Below are 16,840 nucleotides of genomic sequence, written 5' to 3'. Positions count from 1 at the left end.
TTTCTCCAGGATGCCGAGATATGAGTCAGCTGTTTGTTCGCTACCAGACCAGTGTTTTATGGACTAGCATCGGGTAGACGATTCTTCTTGCACCTAAGCATCGCAAAAGCTGTGCCACTGCTTTTTGAGCCGTCAGCTCCAAAGTTTGGTAGCACGAATGTTTCAACTGGCCGGCTAAGAACCAGGTTGCCCGTATCGGAAACACAAAAGACTAGGTTTGCGATCCACAATACCTTGGCTCTCGAAGAACTAGAGTCGAACGCCCGGCACACTATTCCCAAATAGAGACCTGACTTGTTGTTTTGCGCCCAATCACCACGCGGAACCCTTCAGTGAGCCTATCCCCACTGTGTATCTTTCGGCGCGGTAGCGGTCCAATTATTGGGGCGGCTATCCATGATGCTCACGATATGCGTGCTCGCGTCGAGAAACGACTTGCACTTGACGAGCAGGAGAGGCTTCGAGAGGAAGACCCCTACACAGGTGAATGGACGCAAATCGTGAAGACGCAGATTGTCGGTCTGCGTTCCCGCTTCGAGGTTGATCTGAATCGACCTCGTTACGAAGCGGTCTACCAAACGCCTGAGGATGCCTGGGGCTTAGGAGTCTGGGACACGCCGCCTGATGAGCAGATGATCGAGACTTCACTACGTGAGTACGACGACTTTTACGAGTCTGTCGAGGCTGTCGAGTCCGTCGAGACCTTGCTCTGAGAGTTGGCAGTTTGTCAGGCGTGATGACAGAACGCGGATTTGAGGAAGAAGCGTCAGACTTGTTCGACCAAGCTGTGTCCGACGGAAAAAACATGATCTCCATCGAGCCGACAGACCATGACAAGTCTCGCCTGAAGAAAGCTAGACAACTGATTCGTGACGCTGGAGCTGAGCCACTATCTTTGCTTGAGGGCTAACAACCACGTGCGGACCTAGAGAACTGCTGATAAGTACGTTACATCTAGCAGGAACTCCAGTGGCACGCACAGGATTGCCAATTCGAAAGCCCGTTGCCCATGGTTTCTAAGCACTTGTTGACCTAGTAACTACCAGCACCTTCTGGTTCACCCAGAGTAGCGGCAAGATCGAAGCAGGCAATCAACTGCCATGGGTTTGAAAGATGTACGATCTGACCGATACGGTAAATATGAAAACAGTGGAACTTAGCAGTCGCGTGGTATTCGATTGGCAGTGCGATGGGGATCCTCCACCGTAGAATGGCTGTTTTTGTCGAAAGGCGAGAATAGCACCTTCGTGGAAATCAACGTCACGGGATTCACTGGCAATGGAGATACCTTCGTTGCACAAGTTGCAGACCAATTCAGTGGTTCATCATTCGTACTCGCTGGGGCGAAGGCATTCCTGGAACATGCAATCTGGAGCATTGAATTAAGCTCAATCTCGTCGCAGACCATCATCCGGACGGTTGTCCGACTGCCTGATAAAGTAGCAAGGGTGCCGATCCTACCAGGGCTTAAGCTTCCAACCCAGAATGAAGCCAACACCCAGGCACCACAGCGCAGCGACTTCTGGTTTTTCGCGGGCATAAGACTTCGCGTAGTCAACCAAATCGGCCGTTGGTTGCAATTCGTCAGCCTGGTGAGCATTGTTGGATCGATAACTATCATGTTTTGTAATGGCAGGTTTCGTGCGGGTAGACGTTTCAGACATCGCGTATGCCTCCATAAGTGTGATGGAAAGTTAAAAGCTAGTTAATGTTTCTGTCTCGTGTCGTTTAGCAGTCAGCTCCGCACCTTGTGGATTCGATTCCGCATTGGTTCGCAGCGCCGACTTAAACCACGCAATATTGCGGCTGAATTCTTCGTTGGAGCGCTGCCAAGATCCTAATCCCTGGCGAAGCTTCCACCAGGTGATTGCTGCAAACACAAGGCTAATGGCCAAGGTGCCTATCGCGGCCGCTCCCAAGGCACCCGACCGTGACCAATCTCCGGATTCAATGAGGGCTTCGGCAATGGCGAATTGAGCCACCGGAAGACTTGCCAGTGATAATGTTAACCCGATCAGAGCCAGTACTATCGAACTACGAGTTTTTCGACCGGCTTCGCAAGTATCCAACTTGAGGAGTTGCACCTGCATCTCACCGAGTTCAACTGCGTCATGAGCCAAATTGCCGAGGCTCTTTCGCACATGTGGCTGGGGGCGAGATTTCGCATGGTAGCCATTTGACGCACTCATTTGCGTTTCCCCCACCAACCCAGCAACACCCCAACGGTCAAAGCAGTGACGACAGTAGTTCCAGGATGGTCGTAGATACACTGTTCGATACGATCAAACCAATTGCGTTGCAGCGATAATTTGGGTGAGTCATCTATCCAACGATTCCTCGAGAATTCATTTGCCGGTGCTGACCAATACTGTTGAATTCGGTTTACTGGCATGACAGTTTTGGAATCATTTGGGTTTTGATTGCTGTTATCGCGACCACGCTGTGTGGCCTTGTCATTTTGGATGTAATTAGGCGTAGTCAACTGAAGCCTCTTGGCTGTCTTCAGTGTTCACGTCGAAAGCGCTGCTAAGTTTGTTTGCTATGCTGTCACTTTTTACTCTAACTTCAGATTCTGGTGCCATGACCAATTTCTCTTCCTTCGCTAACCGGGCCAATGCTTTTGGATTAGGAACGACGCGCTCAACGGGTTGCACTCGACGAGGCATGAGCACATAGCCAACAGAAGTCGCTACCCCAGTGTTAGGCAGGGATAACTCTTGACATAGTATCGCCAGTTGGATTTCGCACGCACACTCCACGGGACTTCCTGCACATCGTTATCAAGCGTGCTGCGTAAGGCATCCATGTGTCGTCGAATGTCTTCTGGTGTTTTCTCAGACGGCACGATTCTCACCTTTCTTCGGTGTATCCTTTGAGATGGCTACCCTCTGAATCGGCTATCCTTTGAAACGGTCATTGATAACGTCTGGCACGAGGGTTTCGATTCTGTCGCGAAAGGTGCGTCCCAGACCTTCCGCAGTGAAACGTCCCCACTCGCGTGATGATCGACTGGAACCGCCTAACGCAGTGCCAATCATAAATCCGACCCCGAGTCCTGCACCCAGGGCGATCAACATCGACCTACCGGCATTGTCGCCGACCATTTCACGCATCTGATCCACACCACGTTCAGCGAACTGTTGCCAGTCGTCAGTGTCAGGAATGTATGCGTCACGAGATTGATTCTGAGCTTGTTTTGTTTGACTGGACATGATTTCTCTCCATCTCCTTCGTGTTGGTGAGAAAGGGAGTATGTGGTAGTTCGGTCGCGGTCATTCCGCTTAACGAGACCGAAAAACCAATCCAACGATGACGCCGGCTATCAGCCCGGTGCCAAATGCGACCGCAACCGATTCGACGGGCCGGCGTTTCACGAGATTTTCTGCTTCAGCGTACCCGTCACCCATACGCTCTCGAACCTGCCCTGCCACTTCATTGACAGATTCGCCAGCTTGCCCCAGGTATTCATGGGCCATTACCTTGGCGTTCTCAAGCACGCCTGAGCACTGATCGCTCAACTCGTTGACGATCTTCTCAACTTTGGCCTTGCCTTGACCGGTTTTTTGTTGGATGAGTCCAACAAGCTGATCGTAGTCACCTTGGGCTTCCTGTAGTTCGTCGTCGGTCAGCTGTCCCCATTTCTCACGGAGCATTCCCTTCAGTTGATTCCAATTGCCAGCGATTTCTTGTTGAGTAGCCACAGTCGAGCTCCTTCGTGGTGAGTTGTTGGCGTTTTCCAGCCCAGAACTGAGGACACCTCGTAGTATCGCCAGCAGGCCTCGAGAGAAATAAATGCACGTTTTGCGCCGAACTGAAACTGCCATTCAGTCCCAAAATCCACGGAAGAATGCATGATCTCTGGCGTCTTGGTTGGTTTGGGACCAGCCATGTTGGATGAACTCCGACCACCTTCCCGTGCGGTGTCGGCAACAACCGGGAAAAAGCACTTACATCTTGTCCACGAACTTTGGCCTGTGCTTTGCACGTATAACGTAAGAATGGCGTCCAGGCGACTATCCAACCTTCATGGGTTTTGCTACTGGGCTTCAATGAGACATGCATCGCCTATGAATGTATCCATAACTAAGATTACGCGCGGCGAGCTATCGCCGAAGGCAGGTACTGATGAAATTGGAAACTCCAACACAGAATCAGAAAACGTCCAGAGTCCTGGAGGTCAGCGAAACTGTGCACTCGCACTAGAGTCTAAAGCCTGGACCCTGCGTGATGCGCTCATACCTACGGCAGTGGTGTATGCTTCCTTTTACACGGCCTACTTTGCACGCGCAATCCTATTTCCCGATACGCTCGCGGTGCGGCTAAATCTAAAATTAAAGCCTATTGTGCTGCGGCTAGGCCACTTCCAGGTTCCTATTGCCGGTTGTTCTAGGCGTCGGAATGTGGCTAATCGGTCTGCCCAACCCAATATTAAGAGGAGTTGGTGCAGCGCTACTCAACTACTTTCAATTCGCTGGACCCGCTATTGGGGCCATTATGGTTTTCGTAGAGGGGCTGGGCGCTTTCAATGGCCTGGCTCACGCCGCATTGGCTCCAGCAATTTACATCGGCTTGAATGCGTTGGAAGCAAACTGCATTACGCATGCCATGCTTGGCAATTCTATCAGCCTGAACCCAGTGATGATCCTGCAAGCCACCGTGTCTTGGGGCTGGCTCTGGGGAATCGGCGGTGTGTTGCTGTCGCTTCCGCTGTTGGCCGTACTCAAAATATGCTTTGACCACTCGCGCACGTTGGATCCCGTTGGAGTATTCATGGAACGCTAGAGCAACGAAGCTCGCATCCAAAAAAGAATGTCAGAAATATCATGTACCTAAATTTCGGAAACCGTTTTGACCCTTGGTTAAGGAGGACCCATAATGATTGTACCATCCAGAGGAAACGAAGAGAGTGTTGTCTTACCGGAGCTAGAAATCGAAAGTCAGGTATTGAGGATCCGAGGGGGATGAGTAGCAATTGGCATCAGCGCTCCAAGTCATATTAAAATTCTCCGCGGAGAATTGCACGAAGCGAATTCGACAACAAAGAGCGAGAGGCTGAAACCGCAGCGAACTGCTGGATGACGACTTCGCCCGGGCACTTTCTCCGCCCGGCAGATAAAACCTAGTTTGGGACAAACACAATGAATGAGCCACCGACATCTGATCAACCAGCTTATAACTTGAGCAGTGCTCTAGCTCGCCTCGGTGGCAATCGCGAACTACTCTATGAAATGATCGATTTCTACCTGGAAGACTATGAGACATTATTGCAGCGTATTGATGCTGCAGCTGAAGCTGGCGATCCTATTGCGTTAAAACGTGGAGCCCACAGCTTGAAAGGTCTCGCTGCCAATTTTGACGGGGTGGAAGTCGTCGAGTCAGCCAATACCGTAATACAAGCCAGCCAGGACGGGTTTGGTCGAGCCCCCTGGGATGAAATTAAGGGATTATCAAAAGCCGCGAACCAGCTCGCCGAGCAACTACAGGCCAATCGTAATGACAAAGAGAGTTCCGGCTGATTCGTCTGTTTCGAGCTGATGTGCTCGGCTAGCATGGATCTGTCGGATCCTGATTTGGTGGCTTTCTCTCTTCTCCTAGAGTGATAACTTGTTCGATTGAAATACCGAGCGTGCGAATCTTATTGCGCAGACTGCCCCGAGTTATGCCTAAGATTCGTGCGGCTTCTGATTGATTGCCGTCAGCCTCCCTCAAAACTAAGGTCAGAAGTTGTAATTCCATCTCCGCCAATGTGTCTGCATAGAGGTCGCTGGACTTAGCTTTTAACCGATCCAAAATAAATTGAGTCAAGCCTTCTTCTTGCATCGAGCTTGCATTGCCCACCTTCTCTCCGGAAAGCCCCAATGATTCTTTGACTTCTTTTGGAAGTGAGGACTCCAGCAAGACAGTACCCGAACAGTAGAGCAAAGCCCTACGCAATACGCTCTCTAGCTCGCGAACATTCCCCGGCCAATGATATTCCAAGAGCGCGACCTGCGTCTCAGGGGCAATGCCGCTTACCTCCTTTCCTAGTTCCTTGGCAAGTCGAGCGAGTAAATGTTCGATCAGCAAGATGCGATCGTTTTTGCGGTCGCGGAGCGGAGGCAATTCAATCGTATAGCCATTGAGCCGATAGTAGAGGTCCTCACGAAACTCATTTTCTCGGCACATTTCCTCCAGGTCGCGATTAGTGGCAGAGATAATTCGAACGTCCGTTTCGATGGTCTCGTTGCCTCCGACTCGCTCAAACTTTTGCTCTTGAAGCAACCGCAGGACCTTTCCTTGAACAGTCGGTGACATATCGCCAATTTCGTCCAAGAAGATCGTTCCGCCGCTGCACTGTTCAAACTTTCCAATTCGTTGCCTGTCTGCCCCGGTGAACGATCCCTTTTCGTGCCCGAACAGCTCACTTTCGAGCAGAGTCTCAGAGAGAGCGGCACAGTTGACCGCGAGAAAAGGCCCCTCAGAGCGTTCGCTGTGCTGGTAGATTGCCCGGGCGACAAGTTCCTTGCCAGTGCCACTTTCGCCTCGAATTAGTACGGTAACATTCTGTGCTGCTACTCGACCGATGGCTTTGAAAGCCTGTTGCATTGCATCACAACTGCCCACAAACGCGTCGTGTTCCTCCGGTGAAAGCAATGTATCCATAGCGACAGGCACAGTCATCATCCGCCGAGATTCGAGAGCCTGTTCGACCATGCATTCCAATCGCTCGACATCGATCGGCTTGGGAAGATAGTCAAAGGCTCCCAGCTTCATTGCTTCAATGGCAGTTTCGCTAGTATCCAGTGCAGTCACGATGATCACCGGCAGTCGCGGATCAAGCTGATTGAGCTTTCCTACCAGGTCGAGGCCTGATCCGTCCGGCAATACGACATCCAGTAGCACAACGTCTGGTGAATTGGCCTTGATCTGACTGATCGCGTCTTCACCAGAACTCGCCGAGATGACCTCGAACTCCCGACCCTCTAGTGCGCGGGAAATGAGGTGATGGACCGACCGGTCGTCGTCGACAGTGAGTATGGTTGGCATCGCGATGTATGGTCAATTTTAATGCGGGCAGAAATACGGAATCGCCCCATCATAGCGACAAACGCTCACCTGAGAAACAAGCGACCGAACATCTAGACAGTCCGTTAAAATGTGGTTTTTTGCCCTCTTAGCCCTAAACTCTCCGCCCATATGCTCTATGGCCCCCAAGTGGCCGGAAAACCGATTTCATCGGGACCAACCTGATCGTTCGCTGACCACATGGATACCGGCGAACATAGGCCCTACAACCAAAATGAATGCGTCCCAGCATGGTATAGCTTTTGCAGATTGGTGACAGCAGGCTCGAAGTGCCGTATTAACTCCATCCGCGATAGGTCCCAAGGTAACACGAACTCGTAATCCCTAGGCCCAGCGGTAGCTCCAACACAAAGTGGAAATTACCATGCTCAAACACAATCAAGAGCCCCATGAAGGAAAGATTAAGTATGCCCTTTTTGGCTGGCTGATAGGCCTTCCTATCCCCATCATTCTTATATTGTTGTTCTTTAAGGGTTGTGATTTCTAGCGGCACTCTGCGGACTTGGCGTCGGGAACATTAACGTACCAAGTACCATTCTCCTCACAAGCCATCACCGCCTCCGCGTCGCAGCCATTGAGCGAGCCGACGACGCTAACGAAATCAGCGTGCGGCGCCCAGACGCGGAATGCAACGCCGGGACCATGAAGGATTGCGCCCATGCCTTCGCGAACCGTCTCACTGAAGTGGTTCGTTTTGTGGGCGGGTTAGTATAGCCAGTTTAGACAACTTGATGATCCTTTATTGAATCTAGCATCTCGGTTCGAGTACGAAGAGCCTTGGCAACTAGGAAACGTGATACCAAGCCAGATCCACGGACAGGCATGGGCGGGACAATGCGTGCTAGGCACGCAATTTCGCTCGACGTTCACATCTCTAAGCAGGCCCGCGTCCGCCAAAGGAGTACGACTCTGAATCTCAGACATACAGTGCACCGGCATTCAGCAAGTTGATTCCCAGGCGTTGAGCTATTTTCGCGTCTTCGGTTTTTAAGCCGTTTCGTACCAAATTACGCGGACAAGGCCTGACGATGCTTCGACCGAACTACTTTCCCTTCGCGTTGCGACGAAGGCATGTGGCACGCCGTTTGCCGAGTTGGTCGGACTGGCAAAAGCGTCCTCCCACTCTCGCTGAATGTTAACAATGTCCTCGGAAAAGTGTCTTCGAAAAGTTGATCGGGGCATCCTATCAGTCATCGGTCAGACGCCCTTGATCGAGTTGGATCGCCATATCGACCTCGCTGGTGGTCGCCTATACGCCAAGCTAGAAGCCTTTAATCCAGGGGGCAGCGCCAAGGATCGCCCGGCCAGAGCGATGATCGAATCCGGCATCGCAAAAGGTCTTGTGCGGCGGGGGACGACGATTATAGAGTCGACCTCCGGAAATATGGGAATTGGGCTCGCACAAGTTTGCCGCTACTATGACCTGCCTTTGATCTGCGTCGTCGACCCTCGCACTCAGCCGCAGAACTTGGCGATCATGAAGGCCTACGGGGCCCAGGTTGATGTCGTGTCCACGCCCCTTCGCGGTGACTACCTCCGCGCCCGTCTGGCACGTGTATGCCACCTCCTTGAAACAACTACCAACAGTTTCTGGCCGAATCAGTACGCCAACCCCGAGAACCCCCGCGCCCACCGCACAGGGACGATTGCCGAGATCGACCGGCAACTGCAGGGCGACTATGACTACGTCTTTGTTGCGGTTAGCAGCACGGGCACGCTGCAGGGATGTCAGCAGTTTTTACAGTCTCGCGGGCGTCGAGCCAAGCTGGTTGCGATCGACGCAGTGGGCAGCGTTCTATTCGGCGGTACTCCGGGGCGCCGGCTGATTCCAGGGCTTGGAGCGGGTCGGGTCCCGCCCTTGGCTCGGGGTGGGGTGCATTCCGACGTGCTCCGCGTCTCCGATATCGACTGCGTGGTCGAATGCAGACGCCTTGCCTACCGTGAAGCGATTTTGGTAGGCGGTTCGGGAGGCGGCGTGCTCTCAGCAATTTGCGCGATGAGGAATCAATTGGCCGGTAAGACCGTCGTCGCAGTGTTGCACGACTCCGGGACTCGATACCTGGATACTGTCTTTGATGACGAGTGGGTCGAAACAAACTTGGGTCTGACTGCCGAAGAACTGGCCTCGCTCGTTCACAACGAAAAGTCGGTTTCGATGAAAGCAAGGCGAACATGCCCCTAGTCGACATTCGCGCAAACGCCATCGATCGCGTTCGAGAGGCACCAAATCGTCCGCTTCGCGTCGCAGTAATTGGCTGTGGGCCGAAGGGGCTTCTCAGCATCCAACAACTGACAAAACAGTTAGAGAGCGGCGATACCGGAAGACCGCTAAGCGTCACGATCTTCGAGCCCGCCGAGTTTCCTGGCGCGGGACTCGTCTACGAACCGCGCCAGCCGCACTACCTGCGGATGAATTTTGCAGCGGAACACATCAACGTATGGCAATGCGAGGAGGACGGACCCAGTCTGCTCAACTGGTTGCGACGGAGTTATCCCGAGTTTGCCGCGACCGGCCTCTTTGTCCCGCGTGCGTTGGTGGGCAAGTACCTGCACGACTGCTATCTGGCCATCGTAGAACGTCTTGAAAAGCGTGCTCATCTAGCCAGGATCAAGGAGCAGGTTGTCGACCTGGTAGACACTGCTACAGGCTGGCGAGTCGTGACCGGTAGCCGCCAAGGTGTACGCGAATTCGATGAAGTCTTACTCACGGTAGGACACGAGGGATGGCGTAGTTCGGCAGTCGCCGGGCGGGAGATTGGCGTATTCGACATTCCCCACGTCTACCCGACCAATATTCAGCTTTCTCCGGCGATGGCACCGGCACAGAGCCACATCGCGATTCGCGGCATCGGCCTAACCGCCATCGACGCGATCCTTGCTCTCACCGAGGGCCGGGGCGGTAAGTTCCGGCAGACCAACCACGCGTTGGTCTACGAGCCCTTGGGAGATGAGCCAGCGACGGTTTATCCGTACTCACGGAGCGGACGACCAATGCTCGCGAAGCCAAACACGCATCAGATGTCCATTCCTGACCTGGAAGGGCTGTGGGAGCATTATGCGGGCGGTCTTGCCACGCTCGCCACTCGTGACCGTCCACTTCACTTTAAGGACGAGATCTGGCCGACGGTCGAATCGGCTGCCAAGGCCGCGCTATGCGCCGTCGGCGGCTCGGGCGCTCTGGAGTGGTTCGAGTCATGGCTGCACTGCTGTCCCAATGGCGACGAGTTCCGAAATCAACTCTCGGCATCGGTTGAGGTCGCTATGGGAAGAGTAGTGCCCGACGCTGCGTGGGCAATGGGCGAGGCCTGGCGTCAGCTGTACCCGACCCTGGTCGATTTGGTCAGCCATGACGGCATGACGAAAGACTCGTGGCCTCACTTTCGCGCCTTGGCGGCAGAGATGGAGCGTGTCGCGTTCGGTCCGCCGGTCGAGAACTGCCTCAAGTTTCTCGCGCTTATCGATTGCGGGTTGGTTTGTTTGACCTTATTGCAAGGGACCGTGGCGGCCTGCGAGTCGGGATGCAGAGAACTTCGGACCGTTCGCGGACGCCGAAATGCGAGAATCGATTGCCATGTGAACGCGGTACTTCCCAGTCCCTTGGCGTCGAATCCGAGGGGACCACTAAGTTCGCTTGCGCAACGTGGCAAACTTGTGCACCACGACAGCGGATGCGGTTACCAGATCGATCGCTTTGGCTGCCCCATTGCCGCCGACGGACAATCCTTGTGCGGCGTGACGCTTGTCGGTCGACCTACGGAAGGCGCGGTCTTAGGCAACGACACTTTGAATCCCGGTTTGCACCATGGACCGAGCCTCTGGGCGAAAAACATCTTCGAGCAGTTGCAACGGATTGAGAGGAGTACGCTATGAAAGCACAGATCGCGGTATCGAACGAAAATGCTCCTGGCCTCAACACGGATAAGTTACGCGAGGGGTGCCGTGGCGTCGTGCCGCTCCCGGGACGACTGGCCGATTGGATGCCTCCCCTTCTGTGTAAAGAACGCCTGCACCAGTGGGTAGATCACTACGGTTCGCCGCTGAACATCGTTAACCCAGAGCCATTCCTTACCCATGCCGCGGCGCTTTCGCAAGTCGCCAGCGAGCGAGGGTTGTCGTTTCGTCCTTTCTTTGCAAGAAAGGCCAACAAGTGCCTCGCATTCGTGGATGCTGCCGCCGATGCTCGGCTGGGAATCGACTGTGCGAGCAGCCAAGAGATTCAGCAGTCGCTAGCGCGCGGAGTGAGTCCGGACGATATCATTTGCACGGCCGCGGTAAAAGACGCCAATCTGCTTAAGCTCTGCATTGCAGCGGGCGTAACGATCGCCATCGACAACTTCCAGGAGCTGACCGCGGTCGACTCGCTGCTTTGGGAAGAGAACGCATCGGTTGAGCTGGCGCTGCGCATGAGCGGGTTTATCCACCGTGGGGATAAGCTACATTCGCGGTTCGGCTTTGACATCGATCAGTTCGATGAGTTGCTGAGTTTCCTGCGAGAGCATCCGTCGAGCTGGCGAAGCATCGCCGGGCTGCATTTCCATTTGGATGGTTATTGTGCTTCGCAACGCGTGTCGGCTATCCAGCAGTTGCTCCCGCTTGTCGATGTGTTGCGACGAGCCGGCGAATCTGTCTCATTCCTCGACATCGGCGGCGGACTTCCTGTCTGCTATCTCGCCAACGAGGCCGACTGGGTAAGCTTCTGGCTTGAGCATGAACGAGCGCTCACGGGGAAACGCGGGGAGATCACTTTTCGTAACGATCCTTTGGGCCGCTTCGTCCACGGCGAGGAAGTAATGGGTGAGCCGCGTGTCTACCCGTTCTACCAGCAGCTCACGCGAGAGGATTGGTTCGCCGCAATTCTTGATACCGAGATCGATGGCACATGCATCGCTCGGCAAGTGTCGTCGCGCGGCCTTAAAATGCAGTGCCAGCCGGGACGCAGTCTGCTGGATGACGCGGGGCTTACCGTTGCTCGTGTCGAAGGCGTCAAGCCACTGGGGGGCGATGACATTGCGGTGCAGCTGGCCATGAATGGCACGCAGTGCCGCACATCGAGCGTCGACTTCTGCATCGATCCGTTGCTGGTCGAACGTAGAGACACGGATCTACCGTTTTCTCCGCCTGGCGAAGAGACCGGCTATCTGTTTGGGGCCTACTGCACCGAATCGGACCTGATTATTAAGCGAAGACTGGAATTCCCCAAGGGAATAGGCGTCGGCGACTTGATTGTGTTACCGAACACCGCTGGTTACTTCATGCATTTCCTTGAGAGCCGCTCGCACCAGTTCTCGCTGGCAAAGAATCTGGTCTACGATCCCGCATCCCCCGAAGTGCCTCATCTCGATGAGATTGACGAGTCAGGAAGCGAGAGTGCGCTATGATCGTCAAACCATGCGATGAGGGATGAAATGTAATTCTCCAGCCAGCTCACGGAACGCTGGCGGCAATGCTTGCAAGCGAGTTTGCCGACGAGCGACGCTGTCCGTACTGGTTCGAGACAATCACTGCGATCGCAACGCACGATGATGGGCAGGTTGCATTTCAGTCCGGAGACCGTCACTACACGACTCAGGCCGGCGGACCTCAGGACTTCACCGAGGTAGAGACGTCAGCTGAACAGCGGCGCAAAAAAGTTCGAGACTGCTTGGAGGACTCCTACCGCAAGCACAGCTGGATTAGCCTACTCGAATCGGCCTGCGAGAAGCTGATCGGCGATGCCGTGCGCCGCTTCGGAATAATCGATATCCTCGTCAACAACGCCGCCTGTCAGGTTACGTGGGGCCTGGCGAAGCTGGCGATCAACCGCGGGGTGCGCGTCAACGCTGTGGCGCCGGGACCGGCCTGGATGCCCCTGATTTCCAGATCGGTTGAGAAAGAGAACGAACGGGAGTGTAGTTCTAACACTCTGCTCGGTCGTGCACCGCAACCCCCGGAGTTGGCTCCGCCCTATGTCTGGCTCGCGTCCCCCTCGGCGAGTTATGTCACAGGGTAGGTCTTCGGAGCGACCGGAGGGCAGACCTCCGTCTGATCGAGAACATGCGCTGGAGATAACTGATGAATACACTGCTGCTAGCCCTTACCGCTCCCGAAGGACTGCGAATCGTTCTAGCGGTCGCGGCGACCTGCGGTGCAATCCTGGCCTTTACGCGGGTGTGCGGCCTGCGGAGCTTCTCGAAAATGTCGGCTGCCGACTTCGCAATGACCGTGGCGGTGGGCTCCCTATTTGCATCGACAATTGCGACCGGGAAACAATCATTAATGGCAGGCATCTTATGCATCGCTTTGTTGTTCTCCGGGCAATGGATCGTCGCGTGGGCCAGGCGATGCTCACCAACAGTATCCCGGCTTGTCGATAATAAGCCACTGCATCTGATGCGTGGGTCGACAATTCTGGACAAACATCTCGCACGAGCGAACGTTAGCAGAGACGATCTCTTCGGCAAGCTGCGGGAAGCCAACGCACTGAACTACGATCAAGTTCTGGCGGTGGTCTTCGAAATAACGGGAGACATTTCTGTTCTTCATTCCACCGATGCAGAAGTGAGCCTAGAGCCCGACTTCCTGCGGGACGTTAAGGGGGACGATACCTAAAAAACGAGTAATGGCTCTAGGCAAAAAAGGCCTCACTTGCACAGATGGTGTTGTCTAACACAACCATCGCTAGCAAGGAGGCCTTCTGATGGGCAATTTTAACCAAGATCGTTTTCGACAACAGGTCAGTTTTCTGCGACGCCAGTTTCTTCAAGACGGCGACTTGCCTTTTACGAACGTCCTCTCGGAACAGATTGTTTCGCAAGCACTGACAGCGTCCAAGGTCGTTTGGAACGATAGCATCTACCCACCACTAGTAACGCTGTGGGTTTTTTTGAGCCAAGTTTTGAGTGCCGATCATTCCTGTCGGGCAGCCGTCGCGCGCTTACTTACGCATCGCCTATCCCAAGGCCAAAGTGAATGCTCGCCAGAAACTGGCGCGTACTGCCAAGCGAGAAAACGTTTGCCGGAGGAGTTTTTCTCCGATGTCGCACAAGAGACAGGACAAGCCCTTGATAAGAGTGTTCAATCGGACTGGCTTTGGAAAAACCGTCGTGTGTATTTGTTCGATGGCTCCACGGTAACGATGCCCGATACGCCTGAGAATCAGAATGCTTACCCCCAACATGATTTGCAGAAACCGGGTCTCGGCTTTCCGCTGGCACGCGTCGCCGCCATCTTTTCGCTTTCCTGTGGCGCGATTATTGACCTGGGGATTTGTCGTTATGCAGGTAAGGGGCAAGGCGAGTTGAGCGTGTTTCGCACGCTCTGGCACTTCTTTCGCCCTGGCGACGTGGTGCTGACCGATCGCCTCTATTGCACGTGGCGAGAGCTATGCACGCTCAAGCAGCGAGGCGTCGATTCGGTCTCTGGGCTGCAGGCGATGCGGAAGGCCGACTTCCGAAAAGGAAAGCGACTGGGTAAGGAAGATCACCTTGTTCAGTGGCCCAGACCGCAGATACGCTCGCTCAGTTGGCAAGCTCAGAAACTGCTACCCGAGTTTCTCACGGTCCGTGAATGTCGTATTCATATCAAGCAAGCCGGCTTTCGCAGTCAAGCAATCGTGGTTGTGACAACGCTACTGGATGTCGAGAAGTTTACCAAAGAGGATATTGGGGAGCTTTATCGAGCACGCTGGAATGTGGAACTCGATCTAAGGTCCATCAAATCGACGATGCAAATGCACGACTTGCGTTGCAAAACTCCGGAACTCGTCCGCAAGGAAATCTGGACGCACGTGTTGGCCTACAATCTCATCCGGACAGTCATGGCTCAAGCGGCAAGTGAGCACGACATTCAGCCGAGAACAATCAGCTTCAAAGGAGCCATGCAGACTCTGGAGGCATTTCAACCAGTCGTCGAATTCAGCGGTGAACGCAATTCAGAATTCCGCCAGGAACTCTATAACCAGCTACTGAAGTGCATTGCCAGCCATCGAGTTGCGAATCGACCCGACCGATTCGAACCACGAAAAAGAAAACGGCGATTCAAGCTCTACGACTTCCTCGACAAACCAAGGAACGAGGCCAAACTCGATATGCTCAAAGGAGTTAAAGAAAAGTAAGTGCCATTCGAGTTTCACGCTGACGCGTCGTAGATTCGGTCCTGTTTCTAGCGGCGGTCGATAAATCCTCGGTACTTAGAGGGCTATCGATTGCCTGCTCAACAATAGGGTGCCCATGAGCATCGCCAGCAACAGCGTTGAGGGCTCAGGCACGGCCGTCGAGGCGGCGGAGAGGGGGGCTGTCATGCCATAATTATTTTGCCACCCAAAGAGGTTGCCAACGCTCGGATTGCGTTGCCATTCGAGGAAGTCAGCTCCATCGACGTCCCCATCCTCATCGAAATCACCTGGTTCTGTATCGAACACGCCAGTGGTTTGAATGGAGAAGGTTGCTTCATAGAACTCGCCTGGTGTGATGAGAGTTCCATTAATGTTTGTTTGTAAGATCCGAATATGGTTCTTACCTGGAGAAGACGGAGCAGCGTTGTCGAATGACGCCACGCTCCCACCGGGGAATGTATCGACCAGCGTCGACATGCCGACAATCTGCTGGGGGGCATTCAGATAGTCCAAGTCTCTGAAATCCCAGATTAAATTCTGAACCGAGGATGGAGTTTGCTTAACATTCGTCAATCGGACCGTCAGTGTCCCTGCGGTAAAGTCTGCCTCCCAAAGAGACGCTGGCCCCCCACCGGAATTCAGGAAGTTTGAGAATTCGACGCCGCCACCCACCACCGCAACCGGAGGGTCGAAAATATTGGTAATGCCACCATATGCACCAACGTGCCCAAGAATCTGATCATCAAGGAGAGAGGCACGTGACGGACTTACCAGTGCGAAGCTCAACACAAGGCACAATAACAATGCTCGAAGTCTCATCAGCCATTTCTCTCACAAAGCTGCCAAACAAGTGGAAACAACATCAATTCTTCCAACCGGGAAGAAGCGGCAGCAAGTGGCTGCGGCTGGAACGAAACTCCGCTAGTATAAGTATGTTAGCCGAAACATTGAGCTTCAAGCAAGTTTTGGTGAAAAAGATTTCTTCACGCGATTTCCCATTTGATTTTACCTGGACCCAATTCTGGCTCGTCGGTTTTCTTGATCGCTTGTGGAGGAGATATCGACCTGCCGAAGGCCACGGACCGGCTTGCCTGCCAGCAGGCGATCGCGGTTGACCCAGAGCATTTCGCTCAGAGCTGCGGCGTCTCGCCGGTCCGTCTTCAGCTTTTTTCGTTCTTCCGGTTGGATCAGAATCACCTTGTGGCAGCGATAGTCGTGGAGCATCTTGATCAACCAGTCGTTGAAGCCGCACACTTCCAAAGTAGCGACGAACGATTCGTCGGCACCCAGTCGCTCGCGGGTGAGCCGTTCAAGGAATTCGTTGATCTTCTCCGGCTGCGTCGAAACCTGTCGAGCGAGCACTACATCGCCCTCTTCATTGCGGAGTGAAATCGTAAGTTGGCGTGCGTGCTGGTCGATTCCAAGGTATAACATCGTCGTGGTTCTCCTGTGGTAAAGGGAAGTGTTGAACAGCATCCCTAAGCGATAGGAGAACCGCTTCTTCTTTTCAAGCCTTCAAGACTCTTTCATAGATATCAACGCTAGTTTGGCAGCTCTGTTTCTGGCCGTGTCCTGGCACCCCTAATTGTCTGTGAATTAACAGGCGAATCTGTTACACTAGCTACCAGGGATGATGGAAGTCGGCAATTGCCTTCGTAGAGAAGGAAAATGCATGAATAAGCA

19 protein-coding genes are annotated in these 16,840 nt (G+C 53.8%); 10 read left to right on the top strand and 9 right to left on the bottom strand.

Annotated features, from left to right (window positions below; all coding sequences use genetic code 11):
- Positions 1-332: 332 nt before the first annotated feature.
- Both HG15A2_RS13250 and HG15A2_RS24085 read left to right on the top strand, forming a co-directional pair.
- On the top strand, positions 333-713 hold the full coding sequence (locus HG15A2_RS13250) for an N-formylglutamate amidohydrolase (protein ID WP_246117729.1): 381 nt from the start codon (positions 333-335) through the stop codon (positions 711-713).
- A 23-nt stretch (positions 714-736) separates the two neighbouring features.
- On the top strand, positions 737-910 hold the full coding sequence (locus HG15A2_RS24085; RefSeq protein WP_218931945.1) for a hypothetical protein: 174 nt from the start codon (positions 737-739) through the stop codon (positions 908-910).
- A 547-nt stretch (positions 911-1,457) separates the two neighbouring features.
- Here HG15A2_RS24085 and HG15A2_RS13245 read toward each other — a convergent pair.
- The 5 genes from HG15A2_RS13245 to HG15A2_RS13230 form a co-directional block, all read right to left on the bottom strand.
- A complete protein-coding gene (locus tag HG15A2_RS13245) occupies positions 1,458-1,664 on the bottom strand; it encodes a hypothetical protein (RefSeq protein ID WP_145060689.1) in 207 nt (68 codons plus the stop codon).
- 30 nt (positions 1,665-1,694) lie between these two features.
- Positions 1,695-2,189 (bottom strand): phage holin family protein, encoded by a 495-nt coding sequence (locus HG15A2_RS13240; RefSeq protein WP_145060688.1) that lies wholly within the window; start codon positions 2,187-2,189, stop codon positions 1,695-1,697.
- A gap of 500 nt (positions 2,190-2,689) precedes the next feature.
- Positions 2,690-2,845: a hypothetical protein gene (locus tag HG15A2_RS24080; RefSeq protein ID WP_218931944.1), complete on the bottom strand. Its 156-nt coding sequence runs from the start codon at positions 2,843-2,845 to the stop codon at positions 2,690-2,692.
- Positions 2,846-2,897: 52 nt separating this feature from the next.
- Entirely contained in the window at positions 2,898-3,212 is a 315-nt protein-coding gene (locus HG15A2_RS13235) for a hypothetical protein (protein ID WP_145060687.1), read from the bottom strand.
- A 69-nt stretch (positions 3,213-3,281) separates the two neighbouring features.
- Positions 3,282-3,701 carry a CsbD family protein gene (locus HG15A2_RS13230; RefSeq protein ID WP_246117728.1) on the bottom strand — a complete coding sequence of 140 codons (420 nt, stop codon included), beginning with the start codon at positions 3,699-3,701 and terminating at the stop codon, positions 3,282-3,284.
- Between the two features lie 673 nt (positions 3,702-4,374).
- Here HG15A2_RS13230 and HG15A2_RS13225 point away from each other — a divergent pair.
- Positions 4,375-4,782 (top strand): AI-2E family transporter, encoded by a 408-nt coding sequence (locus tag HG15A2_RS13225; protein ID WP_261342131.1) that lies wholly within the window; start codon positions 4,375-4,377, stop codon positions 4,780-4,782.
- Positions 4,783-5,138: 356 nt separating this feature from the next.
- Complete coding sequence (locus HG15A2_RS13220; protein ID WP_145060684.1) at positions 5,139-5,516, top strand: Hpt domain-containing protein; 378 nt, start codon at positions 5,139-5,141, stop codon at positions 5,514-5,516.
- A gap of 28 nt (positions 5,517-5,544) precedes the next feature.
- Here the strand turns inward: HG15A2_RS13220 and HG15A2_RS13215 are convergent, their stop codons facing one another.
- Both HG15A2_RS13215 and HG15A2_RS24075 read right to left on the bottom strand, forming a co-directional pair.
- A complete protein-coding gene (locus HG15A2_RS13215; RefSeq protein WP_145060683.1) occupies positions 5,545-7,026 on the bottom strand; it encodes a sigma-54-dependent transcriptional regulator in 1,482 nt (493 codons plus the stop codon).
- A gap of 522 nt (positions 7,027-7,548) precedes the next feature.
- Complete coding sequence (locus tag HG15A2_RS24075) at positions 7,549-7,725, bottom strand: hypothetical protein (protein WP_218931943.1); 177 nt, start codon at positions 7,723-7,725, stop codon at positions 7,549-7,551.
- 481 nt (positions 7,726-8,206) lie between these two features.
- Between HG15A2_RS24075 and sbnA the strand changes: the two genes are divergently transcribed.
- The 6 genes from sbnA (at position 8,207) to HG15A2_RS13180 (ending at position 15,157) form a co-directional block, all read left to right on the top strand.
- Complete coding sequence (sbnA, locus tag HG15A2_RS13205; protein WP_246117727.1) at positions 8,207-9,247, top strand: 2,3-diaminopropionate biosynthesis protein SbnA; 1,041 nt, start codon at positions 8,207-8,209, stop codon at positions 9,245-9,247.
- Complete coding sequence (locus HG15A2_RS13200; protein ID WP_145060681.1) at positions 9,238-10,935, top strand: FAD/NAD(P)-binding protein; 1,698 nt, start codon at positions 9,238-9,240, stop codon at positions 10,933-10,935. The genes sbnA and HG15A2_RS13200 overlap by 10 nt, the downstream gene beginning before the upstream one ends.
- Positions 10,932-12,443: a type III PLP-dependent enzyme domain-containing protein gene (locus HG15A2_RS13195; RefSeq protein WP_246117726.1), complete on the top strand. Its 1,512-nt coding sequence runs from the start codon at positions 10,932-10,934 to the stop codon at positions 12,441-12,443. The genes HG15A2_RS13200 and HG15A2_RS13195 overlap by 4 nt, the downstream gene beginning before the upstream one ends.
- Before the next feature lie 32 nt (positions 12,444-12,475).
- Positions 12,476-13,054 (top strand): SDR family oxidoreductase, encoded by a 579-nt coding sequence (locus HG15A2_RS24580; RefSeq protein WP_261342169.1) that lies wholly within the window; start codon positions 12,476-12,478, stop codon positions 13,052-13,054.
- Positions 13,055-13,116: 62 nt separating this feature from the next.
- Positions 13,117-13,653 carry a DUF421 domain-containing protein gene (locus HG15A2_RS13185; protein ID WP_145060680.1) on the top strand — a complete coding sequence of 179 codons (537 nt, stop codon included), beginning with the start codon at positions 13,117-13,119 and terminating at the stop codon, positions 13,651-13,653.
- Between the two features lie 88 nt (positions 13,654-13,741).
- Positions 13,742-15,157 (top strand): IS4 family transposase, encoded by a 1,416-nt coding sequence (locus HG15A2_RS13180; RefSeq protein WP_145060679.1) that lies wholly within the window; start codon positions 13,742-13,744, stop codon positions 15,155-15,157.
- Positions 15,158-15,232: 75 nt separating this feature from the next.
- Here the strand turns inward: HG15A2_RS13180 and HG15A2_RS13175 are convergent, their stop codons facing one another.
- Both HG15A2_RS13175 and HG15A2_RS13170 read right to left on the bottom strand, forming a co-directional pair.
- Positions 15,233-15,976, bottom strand: a complete 744-nt coding sequence (locus HG15A2_RS13175; protein WP_145060678.1) for a hypothetical protein — start codon at positions 15,974-15,976, stop codon at positions 15,233-15,235.
- Between the two features lie 186 nt (positions 15,977-16,162).
- Positions 16,163-16,591, bottom strand: a complete 429-nt coding sequence (locus HG15A2_RS13170; RefSeq protein ID WP_218931942.1) for an IS110 family transposase — start codon at positions 16,589-16,591, stop codon at positions 16,163-16,165.
- Positions 16,592-16,840: the final 249 nt, after the last annotated feature.

This window comes from Adhaeretor mobilis, assembly GCF_007741515.1.
GTDB lineage: Bacteria > Planctomycetota > Planctomycetia > Pirellulales > Lacipirellulaceae > Adhaeretor > Adhaeretor mobilis.
The sequence above is the reverse complement of the archived record's forward strand: the minus strand, read 5'-3'. Positions and strand labels throughout refer to the sequence as shown.